This window comes from Litoreibacter ascidiaceicola, assembly GCF_900129235.1.
GTDB classification, from domain to species: Bacteria; Pseudomonadota; Alphaproteobacteria; order Rhodobacterales; family Rhodobacteraceae; genus Litoreibacter; species Litoreibacter ascidiaceicola.
In genome coordinates this window covers 167,723-186,012 of record NZ_FQUV01000006.1, presented here as the reverse complement: position 1 = coordinate 186,012, position 18,290 = coordinate 167,723, and the positions used below count along the sequence as shown (strand labels likewise).

At 55.6% G+C, this 18,290-nt stretch carries 20 protein-coding genes; 11 read left to right on the top strand and 9 right to left on the bottom strand.

The window, feature by feature from the left end; genetic code table 11:
• Positions 1 to 65: 65 nt before the first annotated feature.
• Positions 66 to 977, top strand: coding sequence for a LysR family transcriptional regulator (locus tag BUB72_RS13720; protein WP_073144776.1), 912 nt, complete (start codon positions 66 to 68; stop codon positions 975 to 977).
• A gap of 31 nt (positions 978 to 1,008) precedes the next feature.
• On the opposite strand, the gene BUB72_RS13715 is transcribed toward BUB72_RS13720, so the two are convergent.
• From BUB72_RS13715 to BUB72_RS13700, 4 genes are read right to left on the bottom strand one after another with little or no spacing between them, the layout of a single operon-like run.
• On the bottom strand, positions 1,009 to 1,899 hold the full coding sequence (locus BUB72_RS13715; RefSeq protein WP_217653861.1) for an OmpA family protein: 891 nt from the start codon (positions 1,897 to 1,899) through the stop codon (positions 1,009 to 1,011).
• A gap of 59 nt (positions 1,900 to 1,958) precedes the next feature.
• Positions 1,959 to 2,528, bottom strand: a complete 570-nt coding sequence (locus BUB72_RS13710) for a peroxidase-related enzyme (protein WP_281250217.1) — start codon at positions 2,526 to 2,528, stop codon at positions 1,959 to 1,961.
• Between the two features lie 13 nt (positions 2,529 to 2,541).
• Positions 2,542 to 3,246, bottom strand: a complete 705-nt coding sequence (locus BUB72_RS13705) for a GNAT family N-acetyltransferase (RefSeq protein ID WP_073144952.1) — start codon at positions 3,244 to 3,246, stop codon at positions 2,542 to 2,544.
• Positions 3,233 to 3,964, bottom strand: coding sequence for a competence/damage-inducible protein A (locus tag BUB72_RS13700; RefSeq protein WP_073144954.1), 732 nt, complete (start codon positions 3,962 to 3,964; stop codon positions 3,233 to 3,235). The genes BUB72_RS13705 and BUB72_RS13700 overlap by 14 nt, the downstream gene beginning before the upstream one ends.
• A 46-nt stretch (positions 3,965 to 4,010) precedes the next feature.
• Here BUB72_RS13700 and sfsA point away from each other — a divergent pair, with 46 nt between their 5' ends.
• The 3 genes from sfsA to radC are packed head-to-tail and all read left to right on the top strand — an operon-like array spanning position 4,011 to position 6,398.
• Entirely contained in the window at positions 4,011 to 4,745 is a 735-nt protein-coding gene (sfsA, locus tag BUB72_RS13695) for a DNA/RNA nuclease SfsA (protein ID WP_073144769.1), read from the top strand.
• Between the two features lie 47 nt (positions 4,746 to 4,792).
• Complete coding sequence (map, locus tag BUB72_RS13690) at positions 4,793 to 5,605, top strand: type I methionyl aminopeptidase (RefSeq protein ID WP_073144767.1); 813 nt, start codon at positions 4,793 to 4,795, stop codon at positions 5,603 to 5,605.
• A gap of 43 nt (positions 5,606 to 5,648) precedes the next feature.
• Positions 5,649 to 6,398: a RadC family protein gene (gene radC / locus BUB72_RS13685; RefSeq protein WP_073144765.1), complete on the top strand. Its 750-nt coding sequence runs from the start codon at positions 5,649 to 5,651 to the stop codon at positions 6,396 to 6,398.
• A gap of 3 nt (positions 6,399 to 6,401) precedes the next feature.
• On the opposite strand, the gene BUB72_RS13680 is transcribed toward radC, so the two are convergent.
• The 3 genes from BUB72_RS13680 to secA all read right to left on the bottom strand — a co-directional run bounded on the left by BUB72_RS13680 (position 6,402) and on the right by secA (position 11,605).
• Positions 6,402 to 7,898, bottom strand: coding sequence for a phosphate ABC transporter substrate-binding/OmpA family protein (locus BUB72_RS13680; RefSeq protein ID WP_073144763.1), 1,497 nt, complete (start codon positions 7,896 to 7,898; stop codon positions 6,402 to 6,404).
• Positions 7,899 to 7,965: 67 nt separating this feature from the next.
• Positions 7,966 to 8,829, bottom strand: coding sequence for a hypothetical protein (locus BUB72_RS13675; protein WP_073144760.1), 864 nt, complete (start codon positions 8,827 to 8,829; stop codon positions 7,966 to 7,968).
• A gap of 85 nt (positions 8,830 to 8,914) precedes the next feature.
• Positions 8,915 to 11,605 carry a preprotein translocase subunit SecA gene (gene secA / locus BUB72_RS13670; RefSeq protein ID WP_073144759.1) on the bottom strand — a complete coding sequence of 897 codons (2,691 nt, stop codon included), beginning with the start codon at positions 11,603 to 11,605 and terminating at the stop codon, positions 8,915 to 8,917.
• A 180-nt stretch (positions 11,606 to 11,785) separates the two neighbouring features.
• Here secA and BUB72_RS13665 point away from each other — a divergent pair, with 180 nt between their 5' ends.
• From BUB72_RS13665 to BUB72_RS18870, 4 genes are all read left to right on the top strand, one after another.
• Positions 11,786 to 12,625 (top strand): peptidylprolyl isomerase, encoded by an 840-nt coding sequence (locus BUB72_RS13665; RefSeq protein ID WP_073144757.1) that lies wholly within the window; start codon positions 11,786 to 11,788, stop codon positions 12,623 to 12,625.
• 22 nt (positions 12,626 to 12,647) lie between these two features.
• Positions 12,648 to 13,883: a bifunctional glutamate N-acetyltransferase/amino-acid acetyltransferase ArgJ gene (gene argJ, locus BUB72_RS13660; protein WP_073144755.1), complete on the top strand. Its 1,236-nt coding sequence runs from the start codon at positions 12,648 to 12,650 to the stop codon at positions 13,881 to 13,883.
• Positions 13,880 to 14,278 (top strand): 8-oxo-dGTP diphosphatase MutT, encoded by a 399-nt coding sequence (gene mutT / locus BUB72_RS13655; RefSeq protein WP_073144753.1) that lies wholly within the window; start codon positions 13,880 to 13,882, stop codon positions 14,276 to 14,278. The genes argJ and mutT overlap by 4 nt, the downstream gene beginning before the upstream one ends.
• 92 nt (positions 14,279 to 14,370) lie before the next feature.
• Positions 14,371 to 14,508, top strand: a complete 138-nt coding sequence (locus BUB72_RS18870; RefSeq protein WP_175549167.1) for a hypothetical protein — start codon at positions 14,371 to 14,373, stop codon at positions 14,506 to 14,508.
• Here the strand turns inward: BUB72_RS18870 and hemH are convergent.
• Positions 14,505 to 15,554 carry a ferrochelatase gene (hemH, locus tag BUB72_RS13650; RefSeq protein WP_425435169.1) on the bottom strand — a complete coding sequence of 350 codons (1,050 nt, stop codon included), beginning with the start codon at positions 15,552 to 15,554 and terminating at the stop codon, positions 14,505 to 14,507. The genes BUB72_RS18870 and hemH overlap by 4 nt on opposite strands.
• A gap of 2 nt (positions 15,555 to 15,556) precedes the next feature.
• Entirely contained in the window at positions 15,557 to 16,408 is an 852-nt protein-coding gene (locus BUB72_RS13645; protein WP_073144750.1) for a methyltransferase domain-containing protein, read from the bottom strand.
• 44 nt (positions 16,409 to 16,452) lie between these two features.
• Between BUB72_RS13645 and BUB72_RS13640 the strand changes: the two genes are divergently transcribed.
• The 3 genes from BUB72_RS13640 to BUB72_RS13630 are packed head-to-tail and all read left to right on the top strand — an operon-like array spanning position 16,453 to position 18,289.
• The gene (locus BUB72_RS13640) at positions 16,453 to 17,172 is read left to right on the top strand and encodes a ComF family protein (RefSeq protein WP_073144747.1); all 720 of its coding nucleotides are present in this window, start codon (positions 16,453 to 16,455) and stop codon (positions 17,170 to 17,172) included.
• Between the two features lie 38 nt (positions 17,173 to 17,210).
• Complete coding sequence (gene grxC / locus BUB72_RS13635) at positions 17,211 to 17,465, top strand: glutaredoxin 3 (protein ID WP_073144745.1); 255 nt, start codon at positions 17,211 to 17,213, stop codon at positions 17,463 to 17,465.
• Complete coding sequence (locus BUB72_RS13630) at positions 17,462 to 18,289, top strand: carbon-nitrogen hydrolase family protein (protein ID WP_073144743.1); 828 nt, start codon at positions 17,462 to 17,464, stop codon at positions 18,287 to 18,289. Before grxC ends, BUB72_RS13630 begins: the two co-directional genes overlap by 4 nt.
• Position 18,290: the final 1 nt, after the last annotated feature.

The window sequence follows — 18,290 nt, the reverse complement described above, 5'->3', positions numbered from 1 at the left end:
TTCTCATTCCTGCCCCAATTGAACGGGATAACGCCTCAAACGTCATGAGTTATTGAGGTATCCGAATGGACCGACTGACCGAAATGGAAGCATTCGCCACTGTGGTGGATCAAGGGGGCTTTACCGACGCGGCCCGCAAGATGGGGATTTCAAAATCCGCCGTCTCAAAGCACGTGTCGTCCCTTGAAACACGTCTTGGTGCGCGGCTGCTGAACCGCACAACGCGGCGCGTCAGCCCAACCGAAATTGGCCTCGCTTATTACGACCGCGCCCGCCGCGTTCTGAATGATGCTGGCGAAGCAGACGCCTTGGTCTCGTCGATGCAAAGTGCGCCTTCCGGCTTGCTGCGTATCTCCGTGGCTACAGATTTTGGTGTGAACCACATGTCACCGATCTTGGGTGACTTCCTTGTAGATTATCCCGACATCACCGTGAATATGGTCCTGAACAACCGATTTGTGGAGTTGATCTCCGAAGGATTCGATCTCGCGATCCGTATTGGCGAGATGGAAGACAGCTCGCTGCGTGCTCGCAAACTGACCGAGACCACGAAACGGCTTATCGCTGCACCGGGCTACTTTGAGCAGTTTGGCCGCCCCGAGAAAATCGACGACCTCAACAATCACAAGCTGCTGCATTATTCCAACCAATCGGCTGGCAATGTGTGGAAGCTAACTGCGCCGTCTGGTGAAAAGCGTCAAGTGCGCACACAGGGCTGGTTGACGGTCAATGACGGGCAGTCGCTGCTTAACGCTTGTGTATCGGGCTTGGGCATCGCCTACCTGCCAAGCTTCCTTTACGCAGATGCACTGCGTCAAGGTTTGGTCGAGGAGGCCATGCCGGAGCTTCCGAAAGAAACTCAAGGCATCTACGCCGTCTATCCGCCGGGCCGCTATACACAGCCAAAAGTGCGGACCTTTATCGACTTCCTTGTGGAAGCGTTCAAAGAAAAAGGCCCAGACGTCTGGACCAACTAAGCGACACGATTTTCCCCGATGTTTGGCAGCATCACTCCTGGGTCGAGGTGATAATCACCTCGACCCTTCTGTTTTGAGTCCGGCCTGTTTCAGTCAGGTTATTTGCCCGTGGGGCAAGATATCCGACGCCTTCCGCTTCAATCTGTTTACTCGGGATGTCGAATTTCTTGACCAGCCGAACTGCCACAGATTGTGCGCGCTTTCGCGACAGGCTGACGTTCCCCTGAAGTGATCCTTCCGCATCTGTGTGTCCAACAAGAGCGATGCGGAACTCCGGATTGGCTTTCAAGTATTCGGACAAATCCGACAGTGACTGAAATGCGCCTTCACCCAAGGCTGAAGACCCTGTCTCGAACTGCAAATCATCCAGAACGGCATGCCCGTCCCTTAGCAATGCTTCGATCACAGACCCTGCCACGACATTCGGCACAACCGGCGGCAATTGCTCATCCGCCTCACCCGACTGCGCTGTCACGGAGGTAGCTTCCGGACTGCCCACAAGGATCATCTGAACGAAAGCTGTGTCTGAACCGCGGCTGACAAACAAACTAATATATTCCGGAACCGCACCACCAAGCCGTTGGGCGGCGAGGTACCGAAAATCGCCCAAATCGACATGCATCACAGGCTCTGGCAGCACGTCAGTCGTGAAACGAAAATCGAAACCGCCGCATATCTCGGTCGTACATTCGTACAACAACTCGAAACCGGACGCCTCTAACTGCTGACGCAAATTGTCCATGACCAACAACGACGTCCCGACATCGATAGCAATCCGCCAAGCGCGTGTGATCTGCTGACCTTCTGCCACCAGAGTTTGCACGAATCCGTCCGCATAGGGTCCGACAGGCAGCTTGTAGCTGGCGAACGGCTCAACCTCGGAAAAAGTTTCTGTCGCAGGGCCGGGAAAAGTTAGCTCCAAATCGGCCCAAGCCGAACTAGCGAGCAAGCAGCCCGCCAAGCAAAGAGGCAATGCCCGGATCATCTATCAGCCGCGTGGTATTCCGCATTCGGGCGCATATCCACGGCGGAGGCCATTCGGTTCGTCATGTTGAAGAAGCTTGCGACTGCGGCAATGTCCCAGATATCGCGATCATTGAATCCCACTTTGCGCAACGCGTCGCGATCGGTTTCTTCAATCCGGTAGCTGGCTTCGGTCATTTGCACTGCAAAGTCCAGCATCGCCCGTTGTCGGACATCAAGCGGCGCCACACGGTAGTTCATCACCAATGCCTCACCCAAAGCCGGATCGCCGGACAACTGGCGCACCGCTGCACCATGCGCCACGAGGCAGTAGAAGCACTTGTTCACCGAAGAAACCGCGACTGCGATCATCTCGCGCTCCAGCTTGGACAGGTTGCTGTCGCCAAGCATCAAGTCATTATACATTCCGGTGAAGGCGTTTAGCTTGTCAGGATCGAACGCATAGGACTGCAGCACGTTCGGGATCATGCCCAGTTTTTCCGTGCAGATATCAAAGTATTTCTGTGTCGCCTCTGGCAGCGGGTCGGCCATCGGCAGATCAAGAGCAGTTACATTTGGATTGGTCACGGGGCAGGGCCTTTCAGGGTTTCATCCGGTAATGATACCGCCCAACCACCGACAAGCCCAGAGAGCTATAAAGCGATTGTGCTGCGACATTCGATCCGGTGGTAACCAACGAGAAATGCTCTGCGCCCTGCTCTTTTGCCCATCGCGCAGCGGCGTACATCATGTTTCGGGCAAGCCCGTGGCGGCGATAATCGGGCAGGACCTCCACCGCGTGAACCATTGCTGTTGTCCCGTGCATCGCCACGAATGCACAGCCCGCTGCACGGTCGGATATCCGCCCGAGGATGGATGTTTTAGGGCCTGTCACCCGCTCCATAACCGCTATTCGACCTGGACCGATACCGCCTTCGGACCAGACATCTTTCATGATCTGAAGGGGTGGCCAGATGTCAAATGCTGTGACCGGAGGGACGACTTCCTCAAACACCGGCCCAGTAAACAGGATCGACGGATCGAGCACTTCATAGCCCATTTGCGCCAGAATAGAGTCTAGTTGGCCGTCTTCAGGGCGAAGCGAGAACAGGGCTTGTTGTCCCAGCTTCTCCATCTCGGCCACTGCCAAAGCCACATCGTTCTGCGTTACAGGGCCAGCTGGCCGCGCAGCAGACACCCGTTTGCCACCACCTTGACCATCGCGGATCAACCATGGGCCAACTTGCGTTTCCTTCGCCGCAGGCCATGTGGCCTCAACGACGTCAAAGAGATCATTCGTGTTCAACGCCAAGCACCTTTGCCAATTGCCCGATAACCGCTTTTAGCCGCAACGGATCCGTGCCGCGGACTACCAAGTTGCTGCCATAGATCCCGTCCTTTTGGAATGGGTACGAACCTAAAGAGACGTCTTGATTGGCCTCAGCCAAAATTCCAAGGGGGCCTGCGACGTCACCCTCTCCGATATATACTCTCAAGGTTTCCGAAAGAAGGGGCTGCCCGCCTGTGAGAGTCGCCAAAACAGTCGCAACCATGGCATGAAACACTGTTGGGACACCCGCCATCACATGCACATTTCCAATGCTGAATCCCGGCGCAATCGAGACGGGGTTGTCGATAAGCATCGCGCCATCGGGGATGCGGGCCATCCGTTTGCGCGCATCGTTGAACTCCATGCCCTGACGCTTGTAATGCGCGGCCAACAGATCGCGCGCGTCATCACGGATGTCGACTTTAACCCCGAATGCGGCCCCGATTGCATCGGCCGTGATGTCATCATGTGTTGGGCCAATGCCGCCCGAGGTGAAGACATGGTCGTAACGTTTGCTGAGCACCCTTACGGCCTCGGCGATGCGGTCATGTTCGTCCGAGACAACGCGCGCCTCTTTCAGGTCGATCGCTGCCTCGGTCAACGCGCAGGCTAGATAGTTGGTGTTGGTATCTTTTGTGCGGCCGGAAAGAATCTCGTCCCCGATGACAAGCATGGCTGCGGTGGGGTTTGGCATGGCGTTATCCTTGATTGACGGCTTCCTTTCGGTATAGGCCCCGCCCATGCGCTTTCAAACCCCACTTGTGCCCGCCCGACTAATCCGTCGCTACAAACGCTTCCTCGCAGACGCGGTGCTGGAAAGCACGGGAGAGGAGGTCACCGTTCACTGCCCGAACCCCGGCGCGATGCTGGGACTTAAAGGCGACGGAACACGCATTTGGCTGGAGCCAAACGACGACCCGAAGAAAAAGCTGAAATACGGGTGGCGCACTGCTGAACTGGCTGGGGGCCATTTCGCCTGCATAGATACTGGTTTGCCCAATAAGGTGATCAAGGAAGCGCTCCTAAAAAATCAAATTTCCGAACTCTCGCACTATAACACGGTGAAGCCCGAGGTGGCTTACGGGACAGGAAGTCGCGTGGACTTTCTGTTGGCGCAAAACGGGTTGCCGAACGCTTATGTCGAAGTGAAAAGCGTCACCCTGCGGCGTGACGGAAATTGTGCAGAATTTCCCGATTGCGTCACTGAACGGGGTGCAAAGCATCTGCGGGAGTTGACCGAAATTGCACGCACCGGCGCCCGAGCAGTGATGCTCTATCTGGTTAGCCGAACAGATTGCGATCAACTGCGAATGGCCGCTGATCTAGACCCTAAATACGCCAAAGCTTTCGACATTTCCCGTGACGGCGGCGTTGAGATGCTGTGCTACGCTAGCACTATCTCCAATACGGGAATGTCGATTGGGAAAGCGCTGTCGATCGACCCGGCACCACAAAGCTGCCCAAGGGTGGTCTAACCTCGAACGGCATATTATATGTGTCGCAAGCAACACCGGAGTTACCTTTGGACGACACGACACATAAAGGCCGCATCACCAAGCAAGGCATCCGCATCTATGACGACGTAGATTTCGCAGGTATGGCCAAGGCTGGCGCTTTGGCCGCTCAGATACTCGATGACGTGGCCGAACTTGTGGTGCCCGGCACCACAACGGAGGTTTTGGATACAGCGATCACCAAAATGGTGAACGACGCGGGCTCTACCTCTGCCACCATCGGCTACAAGGGCTACCAACACGCGAGTTGCATCAGCGTGAATCATGTCGTCTGCCACGGCATACCCGGCCCGAAGCTGCTAAAAGAGGGCGATATTCTGAACATCGACGTCACGGTGATCGTGGACGGGTGGTTCGGCGACACCAGTCGCATGTATGTCGCGGGCAAACCCAACCGCAAGGCGGAGCGTTTGATTCAGGTGACCCATGACGCGCTGTTTGAAGGCATCAATGCCGTCAAGCCGGGGAACACATTCGGCGATATCGGGAATGCCATTCAAAAATTCGTTGAAGGACATCGCATGTCCGTTGTCCGCGATTTCTGCGGTCACGGGCTGGGCCGCGTTTTCCATGCGCCACCTAACGTGCTGCACTATGGTCGACCCGGCACTGGTGCGGTGCTGGAGGAGGGCATGTTCTTCACAATTGAACCCATGGTAAACCTCGGGCGACCCGAGACAAAGGTGCTCGCTGACGACTGGACCGCGGTGACCCGTGACAAATCACTGTCGGCGCAATTCGAGCATTCAATCGGTGTGACCGCTGACGGATGTCAGATTTTTACCTTATCACCTGGCGGGAAGTTCCACCCGACCTACTGAGGCGCTTAACCCGCAATTAAGTCGAATCATCCGAACTGGTGCCATGACACTGCACCAAGCACATATGATGGACGCCCTACCGGGGTTGCAGCCGCATCGGATCTCGATTTCCCACTCTCGGGAGGCGGAACAACACGGCCATCGCAAGCGTGTACGGGATAGGTTTTTGAAAGCCGGAGTCGACGCAACGCCTGAATCGGAGCTGCTGGAACTGGTGCTGTTTCGCGCGATCCCCCGCCGGGAGGTGCGTAGCTTGGCGCGTCGCCTGTTGGCGACGTTCGGTGACTTTAACGGAGTTATCGCCGCGTCCCCCAATCGGCTTTCTGCTGTGCAGGGTGTTGGGACAAGCGTTATTCAGGAGCTGAAAGTTGTAGAAGCTGCGGCGCAAACCATGGCGCGAACCAAGGTTATGCACCGCGACGTGCTGTCGTCTTGGGACGCGCTGCTGCAGTACTGCTGCGCAAAGATGGCTAATATGGAGCGCGAACAGTTCCGAGTGCTGTTTTTGGATCGCCGCAACCGCCTGATCGCGGACGAAGCACTGCAGACAGGAACGGTCGATCATGTACCTGTGTATCCACGCGAGGTGATCAAACGCGCGTTGGAACTCAATGCCTCCGCTTTGATCTTGGTGCATAATCACCCGTCCGGAGACTCAACACCCTCCCGTGACGACATCTCAATGACCCGCCAAATTCGCCAAGGTGCTGAAACCTTGGGTCTGGTCTTGCATGACCACCTAATCATCGGAAGCAGTGGGACTTACTCCTTCCGCTCCAACGAGCTCCTTTAGGCTCTATTTCACCCAAACTTCGACACGACGGTTGATGGCCCTTCCCCAATCCGTGTCATCACACGCCATCGGTAGTGCCTCGCCAAATGCGTCTGTGCGGAGTTTCAGGCGCTTGAAATCCGCGTCCGGCGCTGCCTCTTTCAGCAGGCGCAAAACCGTCTTCGCTCGTTTCAGTGATAAGATCAGATTGGGTTCCGCTGGCCCGTCGCCGTCACTAAATCCGGCGAGCAACAAATCTTGGTCATTGAACGCACCAGTTTCAATCGCGCGGGCAAGGCGGATGATGTTTTCTTGTGACTGCACATCAAGGCGGGTGCCACCTGTGAACCGGAATGTGGTCGAAAGACGATCTCGGTCGCGCAACGCCTCGACCATAGCTTGCAAGTTATCCAATGTGACTTCCAGTCCGGCTTGCGAAATTGCGTGGGCAAGCCGGTCACCTTGATCATCAAACCTTGTTTTGGTGATTGCCTGATCCACGAAGCCTGCCCTGCGAATGACCAGATCAGCGGCTGGATCTTGGGTAAAGTCGAGAAACTCGCGTGCGATCAGCGGCAAGCGACGCGCTGGTGTATAGAGCATCAAGGGCAATGTGAGCGGGTAATCCTCCGAACGCAAAGCAGAGAGCGTCGCGTTGGTCTCGAACCCGCAACTTCCGGCTACCTGAAGGGGAATTGCATTTCCAATCTCGCTAAGCGTTGTCAGGCCAATCGCAAAGGTATCGCCCGCCACAGCGTCTGCCAGATCTTCCAGAAATTCATGGTGCGTCGCACCTTCCGCGATGGGTACCGCATTCGGGCGCAATACGCGGTCTTCAAATGTCTCCAAGAGCCCCGATTCCGGCTTCGGAAGGTGACGGATGATCGGAATATCCGCGCCGCCAATGTCCGACCAACGCTTCACGCTGCCTGACAATGCGGCGGCCATTTGTTCCAAGGAAATACTGCGCAGCTGCAGACCCGGTGCGGTAATAGCCACAACACCATCCAAAGCCACGACACGGGCACGCCGTCCTTTCAGCAAATCACCCGAGGCCGCGCTACGTGCCATCGCGATTTCGGCGCTGCGCGGCTCACGCAAGACCAAGGCAATGTCCGCCTCCTCCGCAATTAGGTCTGCATACCCCTCCGCGGTAGTCCCTGATGACAACTCGAACCGCGCCTGCACCCGCTCGCTGTCCTTAAGCTCGAAAGTGGACTGACGGTCATTCGTCACCTCACGCGTTACCGAAAGCCCTTTCCGCATCGCGAAAGCCTGAATCATTGCAGGAATAAGAACGTCAGCCATCCGGTCAGCGCCCGACAGTCGAATGTTTGCAACAAATGCGTTTAAGTCGGGACAACCAGGGCCGTCGCATGTCACGCCCTGACCATCCAACGTCAGTGGCCCATAGATTGTTTCAACACGATAGAACTCGCCATCGTAAGTGAGCAGGGTCCCTTCAATCTGGATCGCACCATCGCGTGACGTCAGCTTCACGTCATTTGCGGACGCCGTCATCGCGGACGCGCAAATCCAGATTGCCGCCCATAAACTGCGCCGTAAAAAGTGCACGTGTTTTTCCGCCTTAGTTTCCCGCGAGTTTCAGGTCTCGAAGGATATTTTTCAACTCCAGACTTTCACCAACTGCCCCGCATCCTGGCCCTTTTAAGGTCAGATCGTAGGTTGAAGTCGGCTCGCCCGGCACCGTTCGATGTACGCGTGCCGCATGGCCAGCTTCACAGTTGTTTGCAGTTACCGCTGCTTGCATCGACAAGCGGACCACACCGGAGGCTGCGCTGTCGCCTATCCGGCTTGAAAAGACCTGTAAAACGGCGCCAGTTATATCAAGCGACTGCCCCAGATGAAAAACCTGACCATCCAAAACCTTCGGAACCTTCGCCACCAACTCACCCGGATCGGCTCCGCTCCATTGCAAAGCCACGCGGGCGAAGTTTTGCGCATCTGGCACATGGGCGGCTGCGGTCAGAACAGTGCCATCCGACAAAACCGCTTTTAGTTCGGCATGCTCATCAAGCGCGGGAAGCAAAAACGATAGTTCACCCGTGAGGGGCATTGGTTGCGTGAAGGCAAGGTTCTCATGCTCAATCCGCACGACATCATAAGGCAAACAAGGTTCAGAAACCCGGACGTTTAACATTGCATCCGGCTTGGTCGTTATGCTCAGAGACGACCCACATGCCGTGCCAAAGTTGGAGATGTTAGCCTGCCTTGCGACAATTTCCGTGACGGGGTCCTGATGCTCCGCAAATGGAGCTATCGCAGTGGTGAATGTTACAAGCGTTTCATCAACATCGTGCGGAAGCTCTGGTGACGGAAGCAAAACGTTCGGCCGTGGCGGCGTAATCGCCGCGGCTATTCCGTCTGCATGTGTCGGGGATACAATACCAAACCACGCAGCCAGCGCTGCGCCTGTCAAAATTCTGCTCATTTACCTGCCTTGCCGAGTATTCTCGTTGCAATAGAATTTTAGCGTAGCAGAAAATTTGCCCCGACGAAACAGTTGGGTTTTACCCTTAACCGAGTTCGCCGTGACAGTGCTTGAACTTCTTACCCGACCCGCAAGGGCAGGGTGAGTTGCGCCCGGGGTTGCCCCATGTCGTTTGATCGTTCTCGTCGAAGCCCGGAGCAGCAACACCTTCGTGTTCCGCTTCCAGCTCAGCTACGGGCTGGCCGCCATTTTGCTGTGCTAGGAACTGCTTCATCAGCTGTTCTTGCTCTTCCTCGCTTAGCGGGCGCACTTTTGACAGCTTTTCAGTGACATCGACACGCAAGCTATCCAACATGCTTTCGAAAAGCTGGAAGCTTTCAGTTTTGTATTCGTTCAACGGATCACGTTGTGCATAGCCGCGGAAGCCCACGACCGAACGCAGATGCTCCAGCTTCAACAGGTGATCGCGCCATTTACCGTCAATTGTTTGCAGCAACAGCTGCTTTTCGATGTTCCGCATCTGCTCTGGACCGAAGTCAGCAGCTTTCTTCGCCATGAACTTGTCGGACGCGTCATAAAGGCGTTCACGAATGTCACCATCGTCGACGCCTTCTTCCTCGGCCCAAGCGATGACTGGTAGGTCCATTCCAAGGGTTTCCATCACAGCGACATAAAGCCCCTGCATGTCCCACTGGTCGGCATAGCTTTTGGCGGGGATAAACTGGTCAACCAGATCGTCGATCACCTGATGGCGCATGTCTTGGGCGATCTCGCCAATGTCCTCGGCTTCCATGATTTCCATGCGCTGGCCAAAGATGACCTTGCGCTGGTCATTCATGACGTCATCGAATTTCAGCAATTGTTTCCGAATATCGAAGTTACGCCCTTCGACCTTTGCCTGCGCCTTTTCCAGCGATTTGTTAACCCACGGGTGCGCAATCGCTTCGCCTTCTTTCATGCCCAATGTGGACAGCATTTTGTCCAAACGCTCAGAGCCGAAAATGCGCATCAGGTCATCTTCCAGCGACAGGAAAAAGCTGGAGCGACCAGGGTCACCCTGACGACCGGAGCGACCACGCAACTGGTTGTCGATACGACGACTCTCGTGACGCTCTGTGGCCAAAACATACAAGCCGCCAGCGGCCTTCACTTCGTCTTCGGCTTTGGACTGTTCTTCCTCGATACGGGAGCGGATCGCTTCGGGATCCCCATCAGGGTCCGCTTCCAAAGCTGCCATGATTTTCATCTCAACGTTGCCGCCAAGTTTAATATCAGTCCCGCGTCCCGCCATGTTTGTCGCTATTGTCACCGCACCCAAGGTACCGGCGTTCCCAACAATCTCGGCTTCCTTTTCGTGCTGACGCGCGTTCAGGACGTTATGTGGAACGCCTGCTTGTTCCAGAAGCTGGGACAGAAACTCCGATTTTTCGATGGAAGTTGTACCGACCAGAACGGGTTGGCCAGTTTCGTGAGCCTTCTTGATCTCTTCGACGATGGCTTCGTATTTTTCCTTCGCCGTCCGGTAGATCGCGTCATGCTCGTCAATACGGGCGATGGGCTTGTTGGTAGGCATCTCGACCACGCCCAGACCGTAAATCTCGGCAAATTCTTCTGCTTCGGTCGCAGCGGTGCCGGTCATGCCGGCCAGCTTGTTATAGAGTCGGAAGTAGTTCTGGAATGTCACAGAAGCCAGCGTGATATTTTCAGGCTGGATGGGGCACCCTTCCTTGGCCTCGATGGCCTGATGCAGACCACCGGACAGGCGACGTCCAGCCATCATGCGGCCGGTGAATTCGTCAACAAGCATAACCTCGTTGTTTCGAACCATATAATCCTTATCCCGATGAAACGCCTTATGCGCCTTCAAAGCCTCGGTGACGTGATGCACAAGGGAGGTGCTTTCGGGGTCGTAAAGGGATTGCTCTTCCGGCAGCAGTTCCATCTCGCGCAGGCGAACTTCGATGAAATCGTTGCCAGCATCTGTGATAGTAACGACGCGGGTTTTCTCGTCGAGCTTGTAGTGCTCTTCGGTCAACTCCGGGATGAGTTTGTCGATGGTCAGATACAGATCGGATCGGTCATCGGATGGGCCGGAAATGATCAAGGGCGTGCGGGCCTCGTCGATCAGGATCGAGTCAACCTCATCGACAATCGCGAAGTTATGGCCGCGCTGAGACATCTCGGCGAGGTTCGAGCGCATGTTGTCGCGTAGGTAATCAAAGCCCAGCTCATTGTTTGTTGCGTAGGTAATGTCAGCAGCGTAGGCGGCGCCCTTTTCGGAATCCGGCTGCTGCGGATAAACCACACCCGTTGTCAGACCCAGCGCAGCATAGACTTTGCCCATCCATTCCGCATCGCGTTTGGCCAGATAGTCATTGACCGTAACGATATGAACGCCCTTGCCCGACAGCGCATTCAAATACGCGGGGAAGGTCGCCACAAGCGTTTTACCTTCACCAGTTTTCATTTCGGCGATGTTGCCTTGATGCAGGAAAATGCCGCCCATTATCTGGGTGTCAAACGCCCGCAGGCCCAGCGCGCGGCGGGCCGCTTCGCGGACGTTTGCAAAGGCTTCCGGAAGCAGGTCATCCAGTTTCTCACCGGATTGCGCCCGCATCGAAAGCTGCTCGGTACGTTGCTTGATTTCGTCGTCGCTCAGGGCTTCGAATTCGGGCTCCAGCGCATTGATCTTAGCGACCAGCGGGCGGACGGCCTTTACTTTGCGGTCATTCGGCGTTCCGAACACCTTTTTCGTAATGGTTCCCAAACCGAGCATATTTCCGCGCCTTTTGTGATGGCTGACAAATTCGTGTGTAGGTTCACCTTGCCCCTAGGGCCGTCGCACCATATCTCGACTGCCAAGACAAGACGCGCCTCAAACCTCTTGGCGATGTAAGGGCCGTGTCTGATAGTGTCAACGCCGCGCCCCCGTGCGGCCCCTGAGGAGACAGGTAATATGGGCAAATTTTCAACACTTCTTCGTGCAACCGGCCTTGCTGTGACCGTCGCAATGCCTGCGGCTGCACAAGATGCAACGACCGTAATGGCGACTGTAAACGGCACGGACATCACGCTCGGCCACATGATCGCGCTGCAGGAGCGCCTGCCAGAGCAATACAAGCAACTCGAAGACGCTGTTCTGTTTGACGGAATTCTTGAGCAGTTGATTCAGCAAACGGCCCTGAGCCAAGAAATGGAGAAAGACCTTTCCGGCGCGATAGAGTTGAGCAAGGAAAACGAAATCCGCGCATTCCTTGCGGGTGAGTTGCTTGCGAAGATCGGTACTGCCGATCTTGATGAAGCGGCTGTTGAAGCAGTCTACAAAGAACGCTTCGCCGAAGGTGAGCCGGATATGGAATTCAACGCGTCCCACATTCTGGTGGAGACCGAAGATGAGGCCAAAGAGCTGGTTACGATGCTTGCAGATGGTGCTGATTTTGCCGAACTGGCGAAAGAAAAATCCACCGGCCCAAGTGGCCCAAGTGGTGGCTCCTTAGGATGGTTCGGCAAGGGTGCGATGGTGCCTGCCTTTGAACAAGCGGTCGTCGCGATGGAAGATGACACGGTATCCGAACCCGTCCAAACCCAGTTCGGCTGGCACGTTATCAAGCGCAACGAAAGCCGTGTGAAAGAAGCGCCTGCATTGGACGATGTCCGCGACGAGATCGAGCGCGAGCTTCGCGCCAAGGCAATCGATGATGAAATTACCCGCCTTACCGACACTGCAGCCGTATCCCGCACTGAGGTTGAGGTTGATCCAGCTGCCATCCGCGATGTAGGCCTGTTGTCAAAGTAACTGGCACAAAAGGTCCATCACCATGGCCAAGATCACCAAAGTATCCCCCCTTGCACCCAAGGGGGGCTTTCCCAAGCTACCCGTGATCGACGGCGTACGCTTTTCGACCATCGCTGCCGGTGTCAAATATGCAGGCCGTACAGATGTGATGCTGGCTGAAATTGACGCTGGAAGCGCGATTGCCGGTGCGTTTACGCGATCTTCAACACGCTCGGCACCGGTGCTCGACTGTCAGTCGAAATTGGGCCGCGTCGAAGATGATGGCAAAGGCTTCGCGTTTCTTGTGAACTCCGGCAACTCGAACGCATTCACTGGCCGCGTTGGGGTTGAGGCGGTTAACGCCATTACAAACGCAACAGCAAAAGCCCTGAACCTGCCCTCCTCGCACGTCTACACCTCGTCCACTGGAGTGATTGGCGAACCGCTTCCCTACGAAAAAATCACCGACGCTTTGGGCGCCTTGTCGCAATCGCTTGATTCCAACCGTATCGAAGACGCGGCGCGCGCGATTATGACCACTGATACTTTCCCGAAAGGATCTACGGCCACCTGCGAGATTGGCGGCATCGAGGTAACGGTCGTTGGTATCGCCAAAGGATCCGGCATGATTGCGCCCGACATGGCGACGATGCTTGTCTATATCTTTACTGACGCCAAGATCAGCCAAGCAGGATTGCAAGACATGGTGTCGCGCCAGAACGAGCATACCTTCAATTCCATCACCGTGGATAGCGACACGTCCACCTCTGACAGCCTGTTGGTTGCCGCGACCGGCACATCCGGCGCGGATGTCGAGGATAACGAAACGTTTGAACGCACGCTTGGCGTCGTGATGAAAGACCTTGCGCATCAGGTCGTGCGTGACGGTGAAGGGGCGACCAAGTTTGTCGAAATTCAGGTTCAAGGTGCAGCCGACAATGGCGAAGCCCGCAAGGTCGCAATGTCTGTCGCAAACTCGCCCTTGGTCAAAACCGCCATCGCGGGGGAAGACCCGAACTGGGGTCGTATCGTTATGGCAGTTGGTAAATCCGGCGCACAGGCTGACCGCGACCGGCTTTCGATCTGGTTCGGTGACGTGCTGGTTGCAGAAAACGGTTGGGAATCGCCGACCTATGTGGAAGCGGATGCCGCGACACATATGAAAGGTGAAGACCTTCTTATCCGCGTCGATTTGGGAATTGGAGCGGGACACAGCACCGTTTGGACCTGTGACCTGACCCATGGCTATATCGAGATCAACGCGGATTACCGATCGTGAAAACTGTATTGGTTTCTGCCGTCGCACTCATTGACGCGGATGGCAGAGTGTTACTTGCCCAACGCCCCGAAGGAAAATCCATGGCAGGTCTGTGGGAGTTTCCCGGTGGCAAGGTCGAACCCGGTGAAACTCCGGAACATGCGCTAATCCGCGAGCTGCAGGAGGAGTTGGGCATTAACACCTGGCAAAGCTGCCTCGCCCCACTGACTTTCGCCAGCCATAGCTATGACGATTTTCATTTGCTCATGCCGTTGTTTGCCTGCAGGAAGTGGGAAGGTATCACGACGCCCCAAGAAGGCCAAACCTTGGAATGGGCGCGTCCCAACGCATTGAAAAACTATCCTATGCCACCGGCAGATATTCCATTGATACCCATTTTACGTGACTGGCTATAGACTTAACACCTGCGTCAAATTGAAAAAATATTTGGTGGCATAGATGAAAAAGCTGGCTAAACTCCGCCTGAATAACTTTGGGGGAAGTTAAAATGCTACGTACAGTGACAATTGGCAGCTGCGTTTCAATTCAGGGTATTTTCGTCAAGGCGCTTGAGAACGGGTTTATCCGCATCAAGGTCGATGGCAACATTTATGAGGGTCGCCCCGTGACCCCCAGAATGAACTAGACCCAACCCTTCAGGTTATCTTCAATGATCTGGGTCAGCGCTGCGATGTGCTTTGACTCGTCGTTGAGGCATGGAATATAGGTGAACTGCTCGCCACCGGCTTCTTCAAAGCTTTCTTTAATCTCTTCATTGATCTCTTCCAGCGTCTCGATGCAGTCGGCAGAAAATGCAGGGGCGATCACAGCGATCTTCTTTTTGCCAGCCTCCGCCAAACGAGCCACCTCTTCAACGGTGTAAGGTTTTAGCCATTCCTCACGGCCAAAAACAGACTGGAAGGTCGTAGTGATTTCGGTATCCGCCCAGCCTAAACGCTCCTTCAAAAGACGCGTCGTTTTCTGGCATTGGCAGTGATAGGGATCGCCCTCCATTAAATAGCGGATTGGCATTCCGTGATAGGAACAGACCAAGATATCCGGCCGCTCAATTCCCTCATACGCGCGTTCAACCGAGTGAGCGAGCGCGTCAATATACGCCTCGTTCTCGAAATATGCTGGAACAGTGCGGGCAGACGGCTGCCATTTCTCCTGCATCAAAGCTCTGAAGAACTCGTCATTTGCAGTGGCCGAGGTTGCTCCCGCGTAATGGGGATATAGCGGGAAAAACACGATCTTGTCGCAGCCCTTAGCGATCAGTTCCTTAACCTTTGATTTGGTCGACGGATTGCCGTAGCGCATGCAAAAATCTACTTCGACGGCGTCGCCGTATTTTTCGTGCATTGACGCCTTGATCGCTGCGGTCTGTTCTTTGGTGATCGTCAACAACGGGCTCTCGCCCTTGTCATGGTTCCAGATGCTTTTGTAAGCCTCGCCGGACGCGAAAGGGCGGCGCGTCAGGATGATCAGCTGTAGCAATGGCTGCCACTTCCACGACGCGATATCCACAACACGCTTGTCGGATAGAAACTCGTTCAAATAGCGGCGCATCGGCCAATATGTGTAGTCATCAGGCGTGCCAAGGTTGGCAACGAGGACGCCAATCTTTCCGAATTTTACTTTAGGGTGGTCTGCGTCTGCGTAAGGCAAGGGTGTCGGGTTCATCATATTCATTTCTATTGATCCTTGTCCCCATTAACGGGTTTTGCATCTGATCCCAACTCGGGCGTGCTTAGAAAATCCGCCAATCGCGTGGTGGCCGACCCGGGTTGCAACGGTTTTTGCTGCGTTTCGGAAGGAGCCCACCCGGTCAGGAATATCATCTCGAACGTGGCCGCCACCCGATCTGGTTCAGAACTATAATTGTCGGAGTAGATACGTGCCATGCGCGCAAACAGATCACGCGGTGGCGGGGTTTTCTGGCGGTCAAACAAGACGTTGCCCTCGCCCATCGCCCGCAAGTCATGAAGCAGGACCATTGGAGAGCTGTAGCTAACAGTGCGCTTGGAGCTATCTGCGACCGGTAATGCAAGCCCGGCGCGTTGCAGCAAACCACCCAAGTCACGAATTTCACCCATCGGTGCCACGCGGGGCGACAGGCCGGCGGTCAGGGAGACTTCGGCCTCCGACAATGCGGCCCGTAATTCGGAAAGCGTTTGGCCACCAAGGAATGCCGAAAGAAACAAGCCGTCGGATTTCAAAGCGCGGCGGCACTGGACCAGCTGACCGACAGGGTCGTTTGACCAGTGTAGGCACATTGCGTGAATAACCAGATCATGCGCCTCAGGCTCCAGCGCCAAGGTGTCTTCGTCCGGCACAATCCGTGCATTGGGGAAAGCTTTCGCCCAGAAATCCGGATGCCCCGTAACAATCGCGGGGGACGTAAACGACCTGTTAACGTCAATCAGCCTTTCTTGAACCTCAAACAGCGCCTCGTCGTGCAGGAACATCGCAGAGCCCTGCTGCTCCGCCCGTGCACGCTGCCGAAGCAGCGCCGCGCGGTCAGTGAGGAGGCGAGGTTGGGACAATGAAAAACTCCTGTGGCTAAGACGCCGCTACTTAGAGGAATGGTATGAAATTGCAATCCGCCCTGAGGCTGATCTACCCGCCACAATGCCTCACATGTGGCGCAGCGGTAGAGGACGATCTGTCGCTTTGCGGCGAATGTTGGCGCGAAACGCATTTCATTCATGGCCTCACGTGTCGCAGTTGCGGCTTACCGCTCCCTGGCAAAGATCGCGGCACAGACATGCAATGCGATGATTGCATGACCATTGCGCGGCCATGGAACCGCGGCGCGGCGGCGATGATGTATCGCGGGAAGGGGCGCGACATTGTTTTACGCCTGAAGCATGGCGATCGCACGGATCTTGCGCGACCCGCGGCGCGGTGGATGGCGCGCGTCGCACCGCCCGTTGAAATGGGCACACTCATCGTTCCTGTTCCGCTTCACTGGTTGCGGCAACTCAAGCGCCGCTACAATCAGTCAGCCCTTATCGCAAAAATTTTGGCGCGGTCGCTGAATGCGACCTATTTGCCAGACGCTTTGCACAGGCCCCGCGCCACAGAAACGATGGATGGAAAATCGCGCGATACGCGTTTTGCCTCGCTCGATGGGGCAATTGTTCCACACCATAAAAGAGGCCAACTGCTTAAAGACCGTTCGGTGTTGCTGGTCGACGATGTCATGACATCGGGGGCGACGCTCGCCGCTTGTACCGAGGCGTGCATTTCAGCGGGCGCGCGGCAAGTTGACGTGCTGGTCCTAGCGCGGGTGTCGAAAGATGACTAGATAAGACGCAAACACAATGTGACGAAGGACTTAGCCACATGGCGAATATTGAAATCTACACGACCTCTTTGTGCGGCTACTGCCACGCTGCGAAACGGCTATTGGCCCAGAAAGGCGTTTCCTACGCCGAAACAGACGTAGGTCGCGACAGCAGCGAAAAGGCTGCGATGATCCAGCGGGCCAACGGGGGCCGGACTGTGCCCCAGATTTTCATTAACGATAAGCATATCGGTGGGTATGACGATCTCAACGCTCTGGATCGGGCCGGCAAACTCGACGCGCTACTTGCATGAAAATCGCTCTCCTCCAGCTCAATGTATGCGACGACCCTGTCGCGAATTTGCCCGTCACGCTGTCGCTGATTGAAGACGCCGTGGCCGACGGGGCGGAGTTCATATTGACACCGGAGGTGACCAACTGCGTGTCGACAAGCCGCAGCCATCAGATGCAGGTTCTGTCCCATCAGGATGACGATCCAACCTTGGCAGCGCTGAGGGCTGCGGCAGCCAAGCATAGTATCTGGCTGCTGATTGGCTCGCTTGGGCTGAAAACCGACGATCCTGACGGGCGTTTTGCCAATCGCTGCTTTCTGATCAACCCCAAGGGAGGGATCGAGGCGTGGTACGACAAAATCCATATGTTTGATGTGCAGATATCCGAAAGCGAAAGCTATCGCGAAAGCGAAGGGTATCGGCCCGGTAATCGTGCGGTGGTAGCTGACGCGGGGTTTGCCAAAATTGGTATGTCGATCTGCTATGATATGCGGTTCCCGAAGCTTTACCGCGATCTGGCGCATGCAGGTGCGCAAATTATCACGGTTCCAGCCGCGTTCTCCCCCATAACGGGTGCTGCACATTGGGAAAGCCTGCTGCGCGCCCGCGCTATCGAAACAGGTTGTTTCGTGATCGCGCCTGCCCAAACTGGCAAACACCAAGCATCTAAGGGGAAATCTCGGTCAACGCATGGGCATTCAATTGTTATCAGCCCGTGGGGGGAAGTTATTCTGGACGCAGGGACCGATCCCGGTATGGTTTGCGCAGAGATCGATCTGGACGACGTTGCGAGGGCGCGACAGCGTGTCCCTTCCCTAACTCATGACCGTCCCTATACGATTTGAC

What these genes read in the sequence shown, in the direction of transcription:
- secA (WP_073144759.1), bottom strand. Translation starts at nt 11,605, where the DNA reads ATGCTCGGTTTGGGAACCATTACGAAAAAGGTGTTCGGAACGCCGAAT.
- BUB72_RS13630 (WP_073144743.1), top strand. Translation starts at nt 17,462, where the DNA reads ATGAAAATCGCTCTCCTCCAGCTCAATGTATGCGACGACCCTGTCGCG.
- BUB72_RS18870 (WP_175549167.1), top strand. Translation starts at nt 14,371, where the DNA reads ATGCTACGTACAGTGACAATTGGCAGCTGCGTTTCAATTCAGGGTATT.
- BUB72_RS13680 (WP_073144763.1), bottom strand. Translation starts at nt 7,898, where the DNA reads ATGACGGCGTCCGCAAATGACGTGAAGCTGACGTCACGCGATGGTGCG.
- BUB72_RS13665 (WP_073144757.1), top strand. Translation starts at nt 11,786, where the DNA reads ATGGGCAAATTTTCAACACTTCTTCGTGCAACCGGCCTTGCTGTGACC.
- argJ (WP_073144755.1), top strand. Translation starts at nt 12,648, where the DNA reads ATGGCCAAGATCACCAAAGTATCCCCCCTTGCACCCAAGGGGGGCTTT.
- BUB72_RS13720 (WP_073144776.1), top strand. Translation starts at nt 66, where the DNA reads ATGGACCGACTGACCGAAATGGAAGCATTCGCCACTGTGGTGGATCAA.
- sfsA (WP_073144769.1), top strand. Translation starts at nt 4,011, where the DNA reads ATGCGCTTTCAAACCCCACTTGTGCCCGCCCGACTAATCCGTCGCTAC.
- BUB72_RS13700 (WP_073144954.1), bottom strand. Translation starts at nt 3,964, where the DNA reads ATGCCAAACCCCACCGCAGCCATGCTTGTCATCGGGGACGAGATTCTT.
- radC (WP_073144765.1), top strand. Translation starts at nt 5,649, where the DNA reads ATGACACTGCACCAAGCACATATGATGGACGCCCTACCGGGGTTGCAG.
- hemH (WP_425435169.1), bottom strand. Translation starts at nt 15,554, where the DNA reads ATGAATATGATGAACCCGACACCCTTGCCTTACGCAGACGCAGACCAC.
- BUB72_RS13675 (WP_073144760.1), bottom strand. Translation starts at nt 8,829, where the DNA reads ATGAGCAGAATTTTGACAGGCGCAGCGCTGGCTGCGTGGTTTGGTATT.
- BUB72_RS13640 (WP_073144747.1), top strand. Translation starts at nt 16,453, where the DNA reads ATGAAATTGCAATCCGCCCTGAGGCTGATCTACCCGCCACAATGCCTC.
- grxC (WP_073144745.1), top strand. Translation starts at nt 17,211, where the DNA reads ATGGCGAATATTGAAATCTACACGACCTCTTTGTGCGGCTACTGCCAC.